Genomic DNA, 14,436 nt, shown 5'->3' on the forward strand with positions numbered 1-14,436 from the left:
GCCTGCGCCTCGTGTCTGTGCCTAGGATGATTCAGTTTTAATAGCTGTTAACGTAGGCTGCTTTTGGGCTGAATGCCAATGTAGCTTGTATTTTTGAGATCGGGAAGGACGCATGCATGGGCAAGGCTGCACTGCAGTGGACCGAGGAAATGCTGGCCCGCCTGGGCCAGGAGAAAGACGCCGTGCTGGCCGAGCGCTGGGGCACATCGGCCAAGACGGTCAACCTCAAGCGCAATGCGCTGGGCATCCCGGCTTTCGGGCATTTCCAGTGGACGCAGCCAGCGTTGGCTTTGCTGGGCCTGGAAGCGGATGCCGAAGTGGCTAAGCAGCTGGGCATCAGCAAGGCCAGCGTGGTGGCCAAGCGCACCGAGCGGGGCATTGCCTCGGTGACGGGAGCTGCGGCCAGCAGTGCTTTTGACTGGTGCGACGAGGCTGTGGCTTTGCTGGGCACCGCATCCGATGCCAAGATTGCCGATCAACTGGGCTTGAGCCGCCTGACGGTCTACAACGCTCGCATCGCCAGGGGGATTGCTGCAGCGGGCCGGGGAGCGGGCAAGAGTCTGGAGCCATGAATTCGGCTGCCGCGCCAGTGACGGAGCTTGCGGCGAACCGGCCGCAGACCCTGCTGCGCGCGGTACTGCTGGGCTGGCTGTGGCTGGCGGCCTTGGCCGGCTTTTCCCATTGGCTGACGCGCTTGCCGCCCTGGGGCTGGCTGCTCGCAGTCCTGCTGCTGGTGCTGCTGCCGGCATGGGGGCACTGGCTGCTCTTGATGCTGCGCAAAAAGCTGCTGCGTTTGCAGTTTGCACCACAAGGGCATATGGGCCGCTGGCTGTCCGGGGGCTGGTGGCCTGGCTGCAAGGCATTGGCGCTGGCCTTGTTGTTGTGCACCAGCTCACTTTGGCAGGCATGGTTTTTGGCGCCCTGGGAATGGGCCCTGCTGGCGCTGGCTCCCTTGCTTTATGCCTTGCTGGCCTACGGCATGCAGGCGGGCCTGAGGCGAGAGTTTTCATCCACGGCCTTTGCCTGGGCCTTCACTCAGCGCGCTGCTACCTGGCTGCTGCTGGCGCTTCTGGGCGGTGGCTGGCTCTATGGCATGGCCAGTCAGCAGGATATGGGGCGGGCACTGGCGGCCGGCATGGAGCCCGAAGCGCTGAATCTTGCTCTGGCGCAGATTCATGCCGCGCCCTCGGGGCTGGTGCGCTGGGGGCTGGATGCCCTGCTGGCCGTGCAGCTGGCGAGTGGCGCCATAGCCGACCTGCCCCAACTACCCGTGCTGCGCCTGTTGCTGCTGGCGCTGTTTGGCCCGGTAGGCGTGCTGCTGTGCCTGGGACGCGCCATGCAGGGGGCATCGACTTCCTCGGCCCTCCTGCTGCAGGCCAGGCCTTTGGCGGCAGTGCGCAATGCCGCGCCTTCGCCGGCAGCGCCTTTGCCGGCCGCGCCTTTGCTGGCCCTGGTTGCGGTGCTGGTGCTGGGCATACTGGTGCAGACCACGGCCGCCCTTGACGGCCTGGCGCGTGCCCAGGAGAGCCCGCTGGCGCTCAAGCGCCTGCCCGAGTGCGAGCGCATCGGGCAGCAACTCTACAGTCTTGGCACGCTGGACGCCACACGCCAGCAGGTTCTGCAGCTGCTGGGCCGGGCCCATGCCGGGCAGGCCTTGTGCCAGAGCATCCCACAGATGAACCGGCAGCTGGATGCGGCCGTCGAGCGCTATCTGGACTGGTATTTCAGCCTGGGCGCGGAGTGGGGGCGCATCCTCAGCCTGCTCACGGGCGATGTGAGCCAGTTTCTGCAGAACAAGCTGAGCGAAACCCTGGGAGCCACGCCAGGACTGGAGGGCTGGGTGCAGGCTTTGCAAAAGCAGGCACTGACCAGCGGCGCCGCTCTGGCCGAGGGCCAGCAGCGCATCGAGGAAACCCTGGCGCGCCATCATCTGGCCCTGAGTCCGGGGCAGTGTCTGGTGCGTGCCGAGGTGGCCAGTCTGCCTGCGCTGGAGCTTCTGGGCGATGCACGCCAGCGTCTGACGGCCAGCGCCCTGGCGGGCGCAGGAGGCGGTGCTTTTGCCGCAGCTGTCGCGGGCAAAGCCATGGCCAAGGCCTCGATGAAGGCCGCCAGCAAGGTGCTGGCCAAGGCCGCCGCCAAGCAGGGTCTTGGCAAGGCCGGGGCAGCGGTAGCCGGTGCGGCCGTGGGCTCCGTGGTTCCCGGTGTCGGTACTGCCGTGGGGGCGGTGGCGGGAGCAGTCGCCGGTGTGGTGCTGGGCGTGGGGATTGACTGGGCGGCACTTTATGCCGAAGAGCTGCTCACACGCGATGCCATGCGCGCCGATCTGCGTGCCGCACTGGACGAGCAGCTGCAGGGCCTGAGCCGGGCCATGGGCTGCCCCTAGTCGACTCCGCAGTCGGCCCGGCGCTGCGCCAGGAGCCGTGAAAACCTGCGCTGCGGGTGCTGTCTAGGGCTGCATTCCTGCGAGTGCAGGCGTACAGTGAAGTTTCGCTGCAGGAGTTGCATATGCTCAATTACTCCCTCATGAAACCCGAAGGCATCTTGCTGCTGGAGCCCCATGGGCCCCTGACCGAGCAGGATTTCGACGGCGTCAGTCAGGACGTGGACGATTTCCTGGCCGAGCATCCCAAACTGCATGGGGTGATGATTCAGTCCAAGGACTTTCCCGGCTGGGAAAACTGGGCCGGCTTCAGCGCCCATATGGGCTTTGTCAGAAGCCACCGCCATCAGGTGGAGCAGATTGCTCTGGTGACCGACAGCCATCTGGCGGGCATGGCCGAGTTCGTCGGCAGGCATCTCACGCATGCCGAGGTCAGGCATTTCCCCTTTACCGAAGATGCCATGGCCATGCAGTGGCTGCATGCGGTCTGAGTTGCCTGTCTGAACCAGTCCGGCAACTCTGCTGCCGAGTCGCAGCCGAGTTGCCTGGATGGGCCTAGCCCTGTTTCCGGTGGCCGGTCGCTGCGCTCGCAGCGGCCGCCGCCTGCTGCGGGGCCTGGGCATAGCGCTTGAACTCCATGGTGTAGGTGGCGCGGCCCTGAGTCATGGAGCGCAGATGCGTGGCATAGCCGAACATTTCCGATAGCGGCACCTCGGCCCTGATGGTCTTGCCTTCGCCCGCCATATCGTCCATACCCTGCACGGCGCCGCGGCGCGAGGACAGATTGCCCATCACGGCGCCTGCGTATTCCTCGGGCGTTTCCACCTCGACGGCCATGATGGGCTCCAGAATCACCGGGTCGGCTCTCTTGCAGGCTTCCTTGAAGCCCAGGATGGCGGCCATGCGGAAGGCCTGCTCCGAGGAGTCCACCTCGTGGTAGGAGCCGAAGGTCAGCCGCACCCGCACATCGACCACCGGGTAGCCGGCCAGAACGCCCGAGTTCATGGCTTCGCGCAGGCCTTTTTCCACGGCGGGGATGAATTCGCGCGGAATCACTCCGCCCTTGATTTCGTCGACGAATTCAAAGCCCTTGCCCGATTCCAGCGGCTCCACGGTCAGCACCACATGGCCGTACTGACCCTTGCCACCGGACTGGCGCACGAACTTGCCGTCCACATCGCTGACTTTCTTGCGAATGGTTTCGCGGTAGGCCACCTGAGGCTTGCCCACATTGGCGGCCACATTGAATTCGCGTCTCATGCGGTCGACGATGATTTCCAGGTGCAACTCGCCCATGCCGGCAATGATGGTCTGGCCCGACTCCTCGTCGCTGCTGACTCTGAAGGACGGGTCTTCGGCCGCGAGGCGCGCCAGTGCCTGGCCCATTTTTTCCTGGTCGGCCTTGCTCCTGGGCTCCACGGCCTGGGCGATCACGGGTTCGGGGAAGGAGATTTTTTCCAGCACGATGGGCGCTTGCGGATCACACAGCGTCTCGCCCGTGCTCACGTCCTTGAGACCCACGCAGGCCGCAATGTCGCCTGCGCGGATTTCGTCGATCTCCTGGCGTGCGTTGGCATGCATCTGCACGATGCGGCCTATGCGCTCCTTTTTACCCCGGGTCGGGTTGTAGACCAGATCGCCCTTGGTCAATACGCCCGAATAAACACGCACAAAGGTCAACTGGCCCACGAAGGGGTCGGTCATGAGCTTGAAGGCCAGGGCGGCGAATCTTTCATCATCGCTGGCATGGCGTATCAGCGTGGTGCTGGCGCTGTCATCTTCGCTATGCCCTTCGATAGCCGGAACATCGAGCGGCGAAGGCATGAGCTCGACAATCGCGTCGAGCAGACGCTGCACGCCGCGGTTCTTGAAGGCCGAACCGCACAGCATAGGCTGAATTTCGGTGGCAATGGTGCGCAGGCGCAGGCCGGTGATGATGTCCTCGGCGCCGAGGTCGCCGCTGTCCAGGTACTTCTCCGTCAGGGCTTCATTGGCCTCGGCGGCGGCCTCCACCATCTTCTGGCGCCACTCCTGCGCGCTGGCCAAAAGCGCTGCCGGGATCTCCTGGTACTCGAACTTCACGCCCTGCGACTCGTCGTCCCAGAAGATGGCTTTCATCTTGATGAGGTCGACCAGACCGTGAAAATCGGCCTCGGCCCCGATGGGGATGACGATGGGGACCGGGTGGGCCTTGAGTCGGTCCACCATCATCTGGCGCACGCGAAAGAAGTCGGCGCCCACGCGGTCCATCTTGTTGACGAAGGCCAGGCGCGGCACCTTGTACTTGTTGGCCTGGCGCCAGACGGTCTCCGACTGAGGCTGCACGCCGCCCACGGAGTCGTAGACCATGACAGCGCCGTCGAGCACGCGCATGGAGCGTTCGACCTCGATGGTGAAGTCCACGTGGCCGGGGGTGTCGATGATGTTGATGCGATGGGCCGGGAAGTTGTGCTCCATGCCCGACCAGAAGGCCGTGGTGGCCGCCGAGGTGATGGTGATGCCGCGTTCCTGCTCCTGCTCCATCCAGTCCATGGTGGCCGCGCCGTCATGGACTTCGCCGAGCTTGTGGTTGACCCCGGTATAGAACAGTATGCGCTCGGTGGTGGTGGTCTTGCCGGCATCGATATGCGCGGAGATGCCGATATTGCGATAGCGCTCTATGGGCGTGTGGCGAGCCATGATGACCTCCCTGAAACACAGTTCTGAAACTGAAGCGCCGGCACCATGGTCGCGGAGCCGGCAAGCAGAGGAAACGCACAGGAAATACTAGAGAGATGGCTACAAACTCACTACCAGAGTGGGTATGGCTGGCGGCATACAAACAGCGGTGACCAGACCAAGCTCTGGCGAAAGCGCAGGGCTTTCGGCCCGGCCCCCGCCTGGTCGTCTTCTGCATTCAAAGGCCTTGCGGCCAAAGGACTCCTGCACATGACAGAACAGAGCATTCAGACAGCCGCCCACAAGATGGTCTACATCCTGGTGGTGGAGCAAAGCTTGCGTGCCGGCGAGGCAATGAGCGAGAAAGCGCTTGCTGCCGACCTGCAAAGACACGGCATAGGCGAGGGAGAGCGCCAGTCAGCGCTGGACTGGGCCGTCGGCAAGGGCTGGCTGGAGAAAGCCGAAGGCGACGAGGTGCGCCTGACCGAGGCCGGCTTTGACATGAACTTCACGCAGTAGCGGCAGGCGTCGGGCAGCAGCCGCCGCCCCGGCGCCTATTCCAGATAAACGCCTTTTTCCTTTTTGCGCGCCCGCATGCCGGTGCGCAGGAACAGCTCGCTGCCGCCCTGCACGGCCAGGGGCTGACTAGGCTTGCCGGCTGCTTTGGCCAGATGGGCATCGGCGCGCGCATTCCAGTGCTCCAGCAGATCCTGCAGGGCATGGCGCTCTGCTTCGGTCAACTGCGGATGCTGCTCCAGGAACTCCTGCAGATACTGGCGTGCATCCAGCTCAAGCTGCTCGCGCGTGGTTGCCAGCGAGATATAGCTGATGTCATCGTCGCGCCCGCTGGTATGCGTGCCCAGCAGATAGCAGCCGATATAGTCGCCCCGGGGCTGACCCACGGCCGGGTCCTGGCTGAGTTTCTTGAACAGACTGAAGGGCCACATGCGTTGAATTCCTTGGGACTGACGCAAACAGGGGGCACGACGGGCATTCCTACCTACAAAGCGCCATGCCCGATCCGAATCTGCGTAAGTCGTTTTCCTAACACCGGGCCGGGGCCCAAACGGGTATTGTCGCCCATGGCTGGACGCGATCAGCATGTGGATGTTGCGCACCGGACGCATGACAAGAGGCGATATGGGAGACATCACTTCGGCGGCAGAGCCCTCTGCACATCCCTGGCTCAGGCGCACACTGCATCTGGCGGCTGCGGCCTGCGGACTGGTTTTGCTGGCAGGGGCCGCCTTGGCGGTCTATGGCGTGCGGGCCCAGCCACGCATGGACGGCAAGCTGGTCCTCGCCGGGCTTGAGCGCAGCGTGTGGGTCAGGCGCGACGAGTCCGATGTCACGCATATCAGCGCCCGGTCGCCCCAGGATGCCTGGCGGGCCCTGGGCTTTGTCCATGCGCAGGAGCGCGGCTGGCAGCTGGAGTTCAACCGCCGTCTCATGCAGGGGCGGTTGTCGGAGATTCTGGGGCCGGCCACGCTGGAGCTGGACAAGCTGATGCGTGCTCTCGATATTCATGGCGCGGCGCGTCGCCAGTACGCGGCGCTGCCGCTCTCTGTGCAGGAGGCCCTGCAGGCCTACAGCCAGGGCATTGCCGCCTTTTACGCCAGGCCCTCGCAGGCTGCAGCGCCGGAGTTCCTGCTGCTGGGCACCAGGGCCGCAGCAGCAGGGCCATCGAGCTGGGAGCCGGAAGACACTGTGGGCTGGGCGCTGATGATGGCGCTGGATCTGGGGGGCAACTGGGGCAACGAGTTCGCGCGGCTGAATCTGCTGCAGGTCCTGAGCACCGAGCAGCTGTGGCAGCTGATGCCGGCCTATCCGGGCGAGCAGCCCGCCACGGCACTGGACCTCGCCAGTCTGTACCGGCAGCTCGGTGTCTACCGGGAGGCGGATGCCAAGCCCGAGGTCTCGGCACCGGCCGGGCAGACTCAATCAGCGCTGCGGCAGTCGGCACTGCAGCAGTCGGCACTGCGCCAGTGGGCGCTGCGCCAGTGGGCGCTGGCCATGGTGCGGGACATGGGCAGCAACGACGGACTGGGCAGCAACAACTGGGTGGTGGCCGGCAGCAAGACCCAAAGCGGCAAGCCCTTGCTGGCCAACGATCCGCATCTGGGCCTGAGCGCTCCGGCCATCTGGTACTTCGCGCGCCTTCAGTCGCAAGAGGGGCGGGCCAGCGACGGCAGCGCCCTGAGCGCGCTGGATGTGACAGGGGCCACCTTGCCCGGCATGCCCTTCGTGGTGCTGGGCCGCACGGCACAGGTGGCCTGGGGCTTTACCAACACCAACCCCGATGTGCAGGACCTGTATCTGGAGCAGATCAACCCGGCCGATGCCAGCCAGTACCGCACGCCCACAGGCTGGGAAAATTTTGCCGTGCGCGAGGAAGTCTTCAAGGTCAAGGGCCAGGGCGATGTCAGGGTGACGCTGCGCAGCACGCGCCACGGCCCCGTGATCAGCGATGCGCAGCAGCAATACGGCAAGGTCATCAACACCGACCGCTATGCACTGGCCCTGCGCTGGGCGGCGCTGGACACGGACAACCGTACGGTGGAGGCCGGCCTCAGAGCCAACGGGGCGCAGACCGTGGCCGAACTGTTCGAGGCGTTTTCCATCTACCACTCGCCCATGCAAAGCATTGTGGCGGCCGATGTGCAGGGACATATCGGCTTCAAGGCCGCAGGCCGGGTGCCGCTTCGTGCGCCCGATAATGACTTGCGCGGAGTGGCACCGGCACCCGGCTGGCAGGCGCGCTATGACTGGCAGGGCTGGCTGAGCTACGAGCAGACGCCGCAGGACGATGGCGCTGCGCGCGGCTTTGTGGCCACGGCCAACCAGCGCGTGACGGAAGCGGGCTATGCACATTTTCTGACCCAGGACTGGAGCCTGCCCTATCGCCACCAGCGCATAGAGCAACTGCTGGCGGCCGGCAGCCAGCATGACGTGACCAGCATGGCGGCGATTCAGAACGATGTGCAGTCCCTGGCCACCCGCGCCTTGCTGCCCGTGCTGCGCAAGGCGCCATCGAGCCACGCCCTGGCAGAGCAGGCGCAGCAGCTGCTGGCGGGTTTTGACGGACAGATGGAGCGGGACAGGCCCGAGCCGCTGATCTTCTCGGTCTGGGCCGACGAGCTGACGCGCGCCCTGGTGATTGCGCGCATTGGCGAGCAGCGCTTTGCCATGAGCTACGGCAAGCGGGACTTCCGCGCCGGGCTGGAGGGAATGCTGGCGCGCAATGACGCCTGGTGGTGCGCGCCGCTGAGCTGCGAGCAACAGGCAGGACAAGCGCTGACCCGCGCGCTTGACAAGCTGCAGGCCGCCTATGGCCAGGACCCGCGCCAGTGGCGCTGGGGCACGGCGCATCCGGCGCTCAGCGCGCACAAGCCACTGGGCTCGGTGGCGGCGCTGGCCGGCGTGTTCAATGTGAGCGTGGCCTCGGGCGGTGACACCTATAGCGTCAACGTCGGGCAGTACAACGCCAACCCGTCGCCCTCCGATGCCAAAGGCCCGCTGGGCGGGCGCTTTGTCAGCCGCCACGGGCCCTCGCTGCGCGCCATCTACGACCTGGGCGATCCGGAGTCCTCGCAGTTCATCTACCAGACCGGGCAGAGCGGGCTGGCGCTGTCGGGCCGCTATGCGGACATGAGCCGGGAATGGGCCGACGGCCGCTATCGCAAGCTGCAGATGCAGCCGGGGCGCTGGCGCCATGTGCTGGAGTTGCAGGCCAGTCAGGATGTGGGTAGCTATTAATAAGTGAGCTTACATCGACTTTAATATATTGATTTCAGATATAAAAGATGCTGAAACTCAATGAATTCATGTGCTACAAGCTCCTGTATAAATAGCAGATGCAGGAATGAAAGCAGTCGCAATCGCAGGCGTTCAGCGCAGGAAATCCTCGATCAAGCCGGCCACGGCCTCTGGCTGGTCGTGGTGCAGCATATGGCCTGCGTCCTGCACGCGGGCGATCTCGCATTGGGGAATATGACGTATGCGCTCGTGGTATTGCTCCAGCGTGTAGCGGCCCTGATGCCACTGGCCCAGGCTGTCGTCCGAGGCTTCGACCGACAAGGTGGGCGCGGTGATGGCGGCAAGGCAGGCCAGGGCCTCGTCCACGCGATACAGATAGGGGTTGGAGAGCTTGTGCGCGGCGTCGCCCAGAATATGCCAGCGGCCCTGGGCATCGGGGGCCGACCAATGGTGAGCCAGCCACAGTGCCTTGTCGCGGGGCAGGCGGCGATTGGTCTTCTGCAGCCGGTTGGCAACGGCCTCCACGCTGTCATAGTCCGAGAGACCCATGCCGCCCGCGCGCTGCTCGCGTAGCTGATCCATCCACTGGGCCAGACGCGTGGGGGCCTGCTCGGGCGTTGTGGGCGCCATGCCGAAGCCCTCCAGATTGACAAAGCGGCGTATGCGCTCGGGTCGCGCGCCCGCATACATGCAGGAGATATTGCCGCCCATGCTGTGGCCGACCAGGTCAATGGGCTGATCGGGCGAGATCTGCTCCAGCAGCATGTCCAGGTCGGCCAGATAGTCGGTGAAGTAATAGCTGTCGCAGGGCTCGTTGCTGCGGCTCAGGCCGAAGCCACGCCAGTCGTGGGCAAGAATGCGGCGACCCTGCACAAAGGCGTCGCTGAAGGCATCGACCACAAACTGGTAGGAGGCGGCCACATCCATCCAGCCGTGGGCCAGCACCAGCACGGGCAGCTCGGGATCGATTCCTGAAGCTGGCTCGGGCTCCCAGCTGCGCAGGTGGTAGTGCATATTGCGCACGGGCAGCATCTGCGAGCGCCACTGGCGGCGAGGCTGATAGGGCGGGATATCGGTGAGCTGGCCGGTCTGCGTGGGGTTGTGCGTTGTCATAGTGTCTCCGTTGCTTTGATTATTGCTGCGCTTGCAGCATGGCCCGTCGTGCGCGGGACAGCTGTGTCAGCAAAATCAAGGCGTCTGCCCTGATCTTGTACTGTCAGGCTCTAAACTTGGAAGCATGACTTTTGCTGCATCCACTTCCCGTCTTTCCATGAATCCCGTTGCTCTGGGACAGAGCGATCTGCGCGTCACCCCCATCTGTCTGGGCACCATGACATTCGGCGAGCAGGTCGATGAGGCTCAAGCCTGGCGCATCATGGATCGAGCCGTGGAGCGTGGCGTGGATTTCTTCGATACGGCCGAGATGTATGCCGTGCCCGCCCGTGAGGCCACCTTTGGCGCGACGGAATCCATCATCGGCCGCTGGCTCAAGGCCCGCCCCGGCATGCGCGAGCAGATCACGCTGGCCAGCAAGGTGGCCGGTCCATCGCGCGGCATGCCCTGGATCCGTGAAGGCTCTGGCATGTCGGCCCAGGATATCGTGCGCTCCTGCGACGCCAGCCTTGAGCGTCTGCAGACCGAGGTGATCGACCTCTACCAGATTCACTGGCCCGAGCGCCATGTGCCGGCCTTCGGCACCATGTACTACGACCCGAAGAAAGAAAGCTCGCTCACGCCCATCCACGAGCAACTGCAGGCGCTGGCCGGCCTGGTCAAGCAGGGCAAGATCCGCCATATCGGCCTGTCCAACGAGACGCCTTACGGCGTGCACGAGTTTGTGCGCCTGGCCGAGCAGCACGGACTGCCGCGCGTGGCGGCGATCCAGAACCCTTACTGCCTGGTCAACCGCAGCTATGAGAACGGGCTGGACGAAACCTGTCACCGCCTCGATGTCTCACTGCTGGCCTATTCGCCGCTGGCTTTCGGCCTGCTGACGGGAAAGTTCGACCAGTTTGCGCCGACCGAGGAGGGCGCTCCCAAGCAGGCACGCATCGCCAGATATGAATCCGTGCAGAGGCAGCGCTGGGGCCGCCCCGATGCGCTGGCCGCCGCGCGCCGCTACAACGCGCTGGCGCGCGAGCACGGCCTCACTCCCACGCAGCTGGCATTGGCCTTTTGCTACACCAAGTGGCAGGTGGCCAGCACCATCATCGGTGTGACCTCGGTGGCCCAGCTTGACGAGGATCTCGACGCCTGGGGCACGCAGCTGCCTGCCGAGCTGCTGGCCGAAATCGATGCCATCCGCTGGGAGATGCGCGACCCGGCAATCTGATCGATTTATTGAGGGAGAATGGCTGCTATCCCATGTAGTTCATGGGCTGGAAGCTATCAAAATTGAATCATGGCAAAAAAAGACAAAAACACCCATGTCAGCGAGACGCCGGCCACGCAGATGCTCAAGGCCCACAAGGTGGAGTTCACCGAGCACCCTTATGACTATGTGGAGCATGGCGGCACCGAGGAGTCGGCGCGTCAGCTGGGGCTGGACGAGCATGCGGTCGTCAAGACCCTGGTGATGCAGGATCAGGATGCCAGGCCGCTGATCGTGCTCATGCATGGCGATTGCAAGGTATCGACCAAGAACCTGGCGCGCCAGATCGGGGCCAAGAGCGTGGAGCCTTGCAAGCCCGAGGTGGCCAACCGCCACAGCGGCTATCTGGTGGGCGGCACCTCGCCCTTCGGCACCAAACGCGAAATGCCGGTCTATATCGAGGAAACCATACTCGCGCTGCCACGCATCGCCATCAACGGCGGGCGGCGCGGCTATCTGGTGCAACTGGCCCCCGAGGTCTGCACCCGGTTGCTCGATGCCCGGCCGGTGCACTGCGCGCTGGCAGAATAGGGGCTGGTCAGCCGGGGCAGACGCCGACTGGCAAAAAAGCAAACAACTAAAACATACGCAATCAAGAATCTGCAACGGCATTGCTATCGACAAGACAGCATGCACGGTCCTAGCTTGCGTAAGTCGTGACAACAATCGGCTCCGTCGACTTTGGTTGGCGGGCCTAAGGGCCAGTCTCTGGCCGAGGAATTCCTTTGAACGCCCTCTATCCCGTTATCGCCGTCATCGCGGCCTATCTGATTGGTTCGCTGTCCTTTGCCGTCATCGTCAGCCGCGTCATGGGCCTGAACGACCCGCGTACCTATGGCAGCGGCAACCCCGGCGCCACCAATGTGCTGCGCTCGGGCAGCAAGGCGGCTGCGGCTGTCACGCTGCTGCTGGATGCGCTCAAGGGCCTGGTGCCCGTGGTGCTGGTCAAGGCCTTCGGCGAGCCGTTCGGTCTGGGCGACAGCACGGTGGCACTGGCCGGTCTGGCCGCTTTCCTGGGCCATCTGTATCCGGTGTTCTTTGGCTTCAAGGGCGGCAAGGGCGTGGCCACGGCGCTGGGCGTGCTGCTGGGCATCAGCGGCTGGCTGGGTCTGGCGACGGCGCTGACCTGGGTCATCGTGGCCGTGTTCTTCCGCTATTCCTCCCTGGCTGCGCTGGTGGCCTCGGTGTTCGCACCCGTGTACTACGTGCTGTGCAGCGGCGTTGTCTGGGATGCGGAAACGCCCATCACTGCCGCGATTGTCGTGATGGCGATTTTGCTGGTCTGGCGTCATCGCGAAAACATCCAGCGCCTGATTGCGGGCAAGGAATCCAGGCTGGGGCAGAAAAAGACCGACGGCTCCAAGCCTGCAGAGGGCGGGGCCCGCAAGAGCAGCAAGAGCAAGCATCGCTAGGACGCTTGCGCAGATAGTCCATGAGGGTCGCCAGACCCTATATATATAAGCGCAAGCTCTTAATTTAATAGCAAAAAGATATGGCTTCCAGCCCATCGCAGCGCGACTACAGCGCTCCCTGTCCTGGTTGTGGCGCGCCGGTCCACTTCGCCAGTGCGCAATCGAGCTTTGCCGTCTGCGAGTTCTGCCGCAGCACCGTGCTGCGTGATGGCGAGACGCTCAAGCGCATCGGCTCCATGGCCGAGGTGTTCGAGGACTACAGCCCGCTGCAGCTGGGTGCCTCGGGCATGGTCAAGCGCAACGGCAAGCCCGAGCCCTTTACCGTCGTGGGCCGCGCGCAGTACAAAAGCGCGGCCGGCAACTGGTCGGAATGGGTGGCTGCGCTCAGCAACGGCGAGCTGGCCTGGCTGAGCGAGGACAACGGCAGCTTTGTCTTTGCCGTGAACTGGCAGCCGCCGGGCTGGAACGTGAAAGAGTTCCAGCAGCGCGAATGGCGCATGGGTCGCGAGCTCCAGGCCGGCACTGAATCCTTCACCGTCACCAGCATTCAGGATGCGCAGCTGATGGCGGCCCAGGGCGAGCTGCCCCAGCTGCCCCAGCTGGGCAAGAGTTTCAAGCTGGTGGAGCTGCGCAGCGACAAGAACCAGATCCTCTCCATCGACTTCAGCGACAAGACACCGGCCTTCAGCCTGGGGGCTGCCGTGGCGCTGGAGGCTTTGCAGATGCAGGGACTGCGCAGCAGCGCCCAGCAAAAAGCCCAGGGTCGCCACTTCAACTGTCCCAAGTGCGGTGCCGTGGTGCCCGTGCGCTTTGACACCACCAAGGCCCTGAGCTGCCCCAGTTGCGGCAGCCTGATCGACATGTCCAAGGGCATGGGGGCGGAGCTGAGCTATGCCGAGCAGCGCCGAAAGGTCAAGCCTCTGATCGCGCTGGGCAGCGAAGGCACGCTCGATGGCCTGAAATGGCAGGTCGTGGGCTTTCAAAGGCGCAGCGGGCGTGGTCTGGGTGAGGATGAGGACGACAGCTTCACCTGGGACGAGTACCTGCTCTACAACAAGAAGGCGGGCTTTTCGTTCATCGTCGATTCGGAAGACGGCTGGAGCACGGCTCGCGTCATCACGGGCGCACCCAAGCTCAGCAAGAACGGCGCCACTGCCACCTATCTGCAGCGCAAATATCAGCGCGACTACGCCTATCTGGCCGAGACGGAATATGCCGAGGGCGAGTTCTACTGGCCCGTCTTCAAGGGAGCCAAGTCCAGCAATGTGGACTTTGCCAATGGAGGCAAGCAGTCCACGCTGGCGCTGGAGACTGCCAACCAGGAAACGACCTGGACCCATGGCCAGCGCGTTTCGGCTGAGACGGTGGCCAAGGCGTTCGGCGTGGCCAAGCTCAAGGACCGCTCCCAGGTCAGTCCGCTGTCGGGCAGCGGCTTCAGCTGGGGCACGATTCTGTTCTGGTTGTTCCTGCTGCTGTTCATCCTGCCGTTCCTGCGTGCCTGCATGTCCAGCCCCAACTGCGACCCGCGCACCGACCCCAATTGCAGCTACAGCCGCTCCAGCAGCGGCTCCTATGGCGGCTATACCTCCGGCGGAAGCCACAAATAGCACCCCTATCTCATTCGAGGAGACAGATCATGTTTGACTGGTTCAACCCCCAGAACTTCTTCGGCTCCATCATCTACGCCCTGGTGGGCGTGGTGGTGTTCTGGCTGTGCTTCATCATCATCGACAAGATCACGCCCGTGGACATGTGGGCCGAGATCGTGGAGAAGCACAACAAGGCGCTGGCCATGGTGGTGGCCGCCATGTGCCTGGGCATCAGCATCATCGTCGCTGCGGCGATACATTGAGGCTCCC

The 14,436-nt window shown here is 64.1% G+C and carries 13 protein-coding genes; 10 read left to right on the forward strand and 3 right to left on the reverse strand.

Annotated elements, in window-relative coordinates; all coding sequences use genetic code 11:
- Positions 1-116 precede the first annotated feature (116 nt).
- The 3 genes from P353_RS11640 to P353_RS11650 all read left to right on the forward strand — a co-directional run bounded on the left by P353_RS11640 (position 117) and on the right by P353_RS11650 (position 2,871).
- The gene (locus P353_RS11640; RefSeq protein ID WP_034369331.1) at positions 117-572 is read left to right on the forward strand and encodes a hypothetical protein; all 456 of its coding nucleotides are present in this window, start codon (positions 117-119) and stop codon (positions 570-572) included.
- The gene (locus P353_RS11645) at positions 569-2,383 is read left to right on the forward strand and encodes a hypothetical protein (protein WP_034369333.1); all 1,815 of its coding nucleotides are present in this window, start codon (positions 569-571) and stop codon (positions 2,381-2,383) included. The genes P353_RS11640 and P353_RS11645 overlap by 4 nt, the downstream gene beginning before the upstream one ends.
- Before the next feature lie 122 nt (positions 2,384-2,505).
- Positions 2,506-2,871 (forward strand): STAS/SEC14 domain-containing protein, encoded by a 366-nt coding sequence (locus tag P353_RS11650; RefSeq protein WP_034369336.1) that lies wholly within the window; start codon positions 2,506-2,508, stop codon positions 2,869-2,871.
- A gap of 64 nt (positions 2,872-2,935) precedes the next feature.
- Here the strand turns inward: P353_RS11650 and fusA are convergent, their stop codons facing one another.
- Entirely contained in the window at positions 2,936-5,059 is a 2,124-nt protein-coding gene (fusA, locus tag P353_RS11655) for an elongation factor G (protein ID WP_034369339.1), read from the reverse strand.
- A gap of 249 nt (positions 5,060-5,308) precedes the next feature.
- Between fusA and P353_RS11660 the strand changes: the two genes are divergently transcribed.
- The gene (locus P353_RS11660) at positions 5,309-5,557 is read left to right on the forward strand and encodes a hypothetical protein (protein ID WP_034369343.1); all 249 of its coding nucleotides are present in this window, start codon (positions 5,309-5,311) and stop codon (positions 5,555-5,557) included.
- 35 nt (positions 5,558-5,592) lie between these two features.
- On the opposite strand, the gene P353_RS11665 is transcribed toward P353_RS11660, so the two are convergent.
- The gene (locus P353_RS11665; RefSeq protein WP_034369346.1) at positions 5,593-5,985 is read right to left on the reverse strand and encodes a hypothetical protein; all 393 of its coding nucleotides are present in this window, start codon (positions 5,983-5,985) and stop codon (positions 5,593-5,595) included.
- 193 nt (positions 5,986-6,178) lie between these two features.
- Between P353_RS11665 and P353_RS11670 the strand changes: the two genes are divergently transcribed.
- Positions 6,179-8,794, forward strand: coding sequence for a penicillin acylase family protein (locus P353_RS11670; RefSeq protein ID WP_232776428.1), 2,616 nt, complete (start codon positions 6,179-6,181; stop codon positions 8,792-8,794).
- A 132-nt stretch (positions 8,795-8,926) separates the two neighbouring features.
- On the opposite strand, the gene P353_RS11675 is transcribed toward P353_RS11670, so the two are convergent.
- Positions 8,927-9,907: an alpha/beta fold hydrolase gene (locus tag P353_RS11675; protein WP_034369352.1), complete on the reverse strand. Its 981-nt coding sequence runs from the start codon at positions 9,905-9,907 to the stop codon at positions 8,927-8,929.
- 157 nt (positions 9,908-10,064) lie between these two features.
- Between P353_RS11675 and P353_RS11680 the strand changes: the two genes are divergently transcribed.
- The 5 genes from P353_RS11680 (at position 10,065) to P353_RS11700 (ending at position 14,429) form a co-directional block, all read left to right on the forward strand.
- Positions 10,065-11,126 (forward strand): aldo/keto reductase, encoded by a 1,062-nt coding sequence (locus P353_RS11680; protein ID WP_034369353.1) that lies wholly within the window; start codon positions 10,065-10,067, stop codon positions 11,124-11,126.
- Positions 11,127-11,195: 69 nt separating this feature from the next.
- Positions 11,196-11,696: a Cys-tRNA(Pro) deacylase gene (ybaK, locus tag P353_RS11685; protein WP_034369356.1), complete on the forward strand. Its 501-nt coding sequence runs from the start codon at positions 11,196-11,198 to the stop codon at positions 11,694-11,696.
- Positions 11,697-11,890: 194 nt separating this feature from the next.
- Positions 11,891-12,577 (forward strand): glycerol-3-phosphate 1-O-acyltransferase PlsY, encoded by a 687-nt coding sequence (plsY, locus tag P353_RS11690; protein WP_034369358.1) that lies wholly within the window; start codon positions 11,891-11,893, stop codon positions 12,575-12,577.
- An 80-nt stretch (positions 12,578-12,657) separates the two neighbouring features.
- Positions 12,658-14,184 carry a DUF4178 domain-containing protein gene (locus tag P353_RS11695; RefSeq protein WP_034369361.1) on the forward strand — a complete coding sequence of 509 codons (1,527 nt, stop codon included), beginning with the start codon at positions 12,658-12,660 and terminating at the stop codon, positions 14,182-14,184.
- A 29-nt stretch (positions 14,185-14,213) separates the two neighbouring features.
- Positions 14,214-14,429 carry a DUF350 domain-containing protein gene (locus P353_RS11700; RefSeq protein WP_003056416.1) on the forward strand — a complete coding sequence of 72 codons (216 nt, stop codon included), beginning with the start codon at positions 14,214-14,216 and terminating at the stop codon, positions 14,427-14,429.
- Positions 14,430-14,436: the final 7 nt, after the last annotated feature.

The sequence above is a fragment of the Comamonas testosteroni genome (genome assembly GCF_000761245.1).
GTDB lineage: Bacteria > Pseudomonadota > Gammaproteobacteria > Burkholderiales > Burkholderiaceae_C > Comamonas > Comamonas testosteroni_C.

Coding starts and splice junctions, on each gene's coding strand:
- P353_RS11645 (WP_034369333.1), top strand. CDS start 569: ATGAATTCGGCTGCCGCGCCAGTGACGGAGCTTGCGGCGAACCGGCCG.
- P353_RS11660 (WP_034369343.1), top strand. CDS start 5,309: ATGACAGAACAGAGCATTCAGACAGCCGCCCACAAGATGGTCTACATC.
- ybaK (WP_034369356.1), top strand. CDS start 11,196: ATGGCAAAAAAAGACAAAAACACCCATGTCAGCGAGACGCCGGCCACG.
- P353_RS11675 (WP_034369352.1), bottom strand. CDS start 9,907: ATGACAACGCACAACCCCACGCAGACCGGCCAGCTCACCGATATCCCG.
- fusA (WP_034369339.1), bottom strand. CDS start 5,059: ATGGCTCGCCACACGCCCATAGAGCGCTATCGCAATATCGGCATCTCC.
- P353_RS11695 (WP_034369361.1), top strand. CDS start 12,658: ATGGCTTCCAGCCCATCGCAGCGCGACTACAGCGCTCCCTGTCCTGGT.
- P353_RS11650 (WP_034369336.1), top strand. CDS start 2,506: ATGCTCAATTACTCCCTCATGAAACCCGAAGGCATCTTGCTGCTGGAG.
- P353_RS11670 (WP_232776428.1), top strand. CDS start 6,179: ATGGGAGACATCACTTCGGCGGCAGAGCCCTCTGCACATCCCTGGCTC.
- P353_RS11665 (WP_034369346.1), bottom strand. CDS start 5,985: ATGTGGCCCTTCAGTCTGTTCAAGAAACTCAGCCAGGACCCGGCCGTG.
- P353_RS11700 (WP_003056416.1), top strand. CDS start 14,214: ATGTTTGACTGGTTCAACCCCCAGAACTTCTTCGGCTCCATCATCTAC.
- P353_RS11680 (WP_034369353.1), top strand. CDS start 10,065: ATGAATCCCGTTGCTCTGGGACAGAGCGATCTGCGCGTCACCCCCATC.
- P353_RS11640 (WP_034369331.1), top strand. CDS start 117: ATGGGCAAGGCTGCACTGCAGTGGACCGAGGAAATGCTGGCCCGCCTG.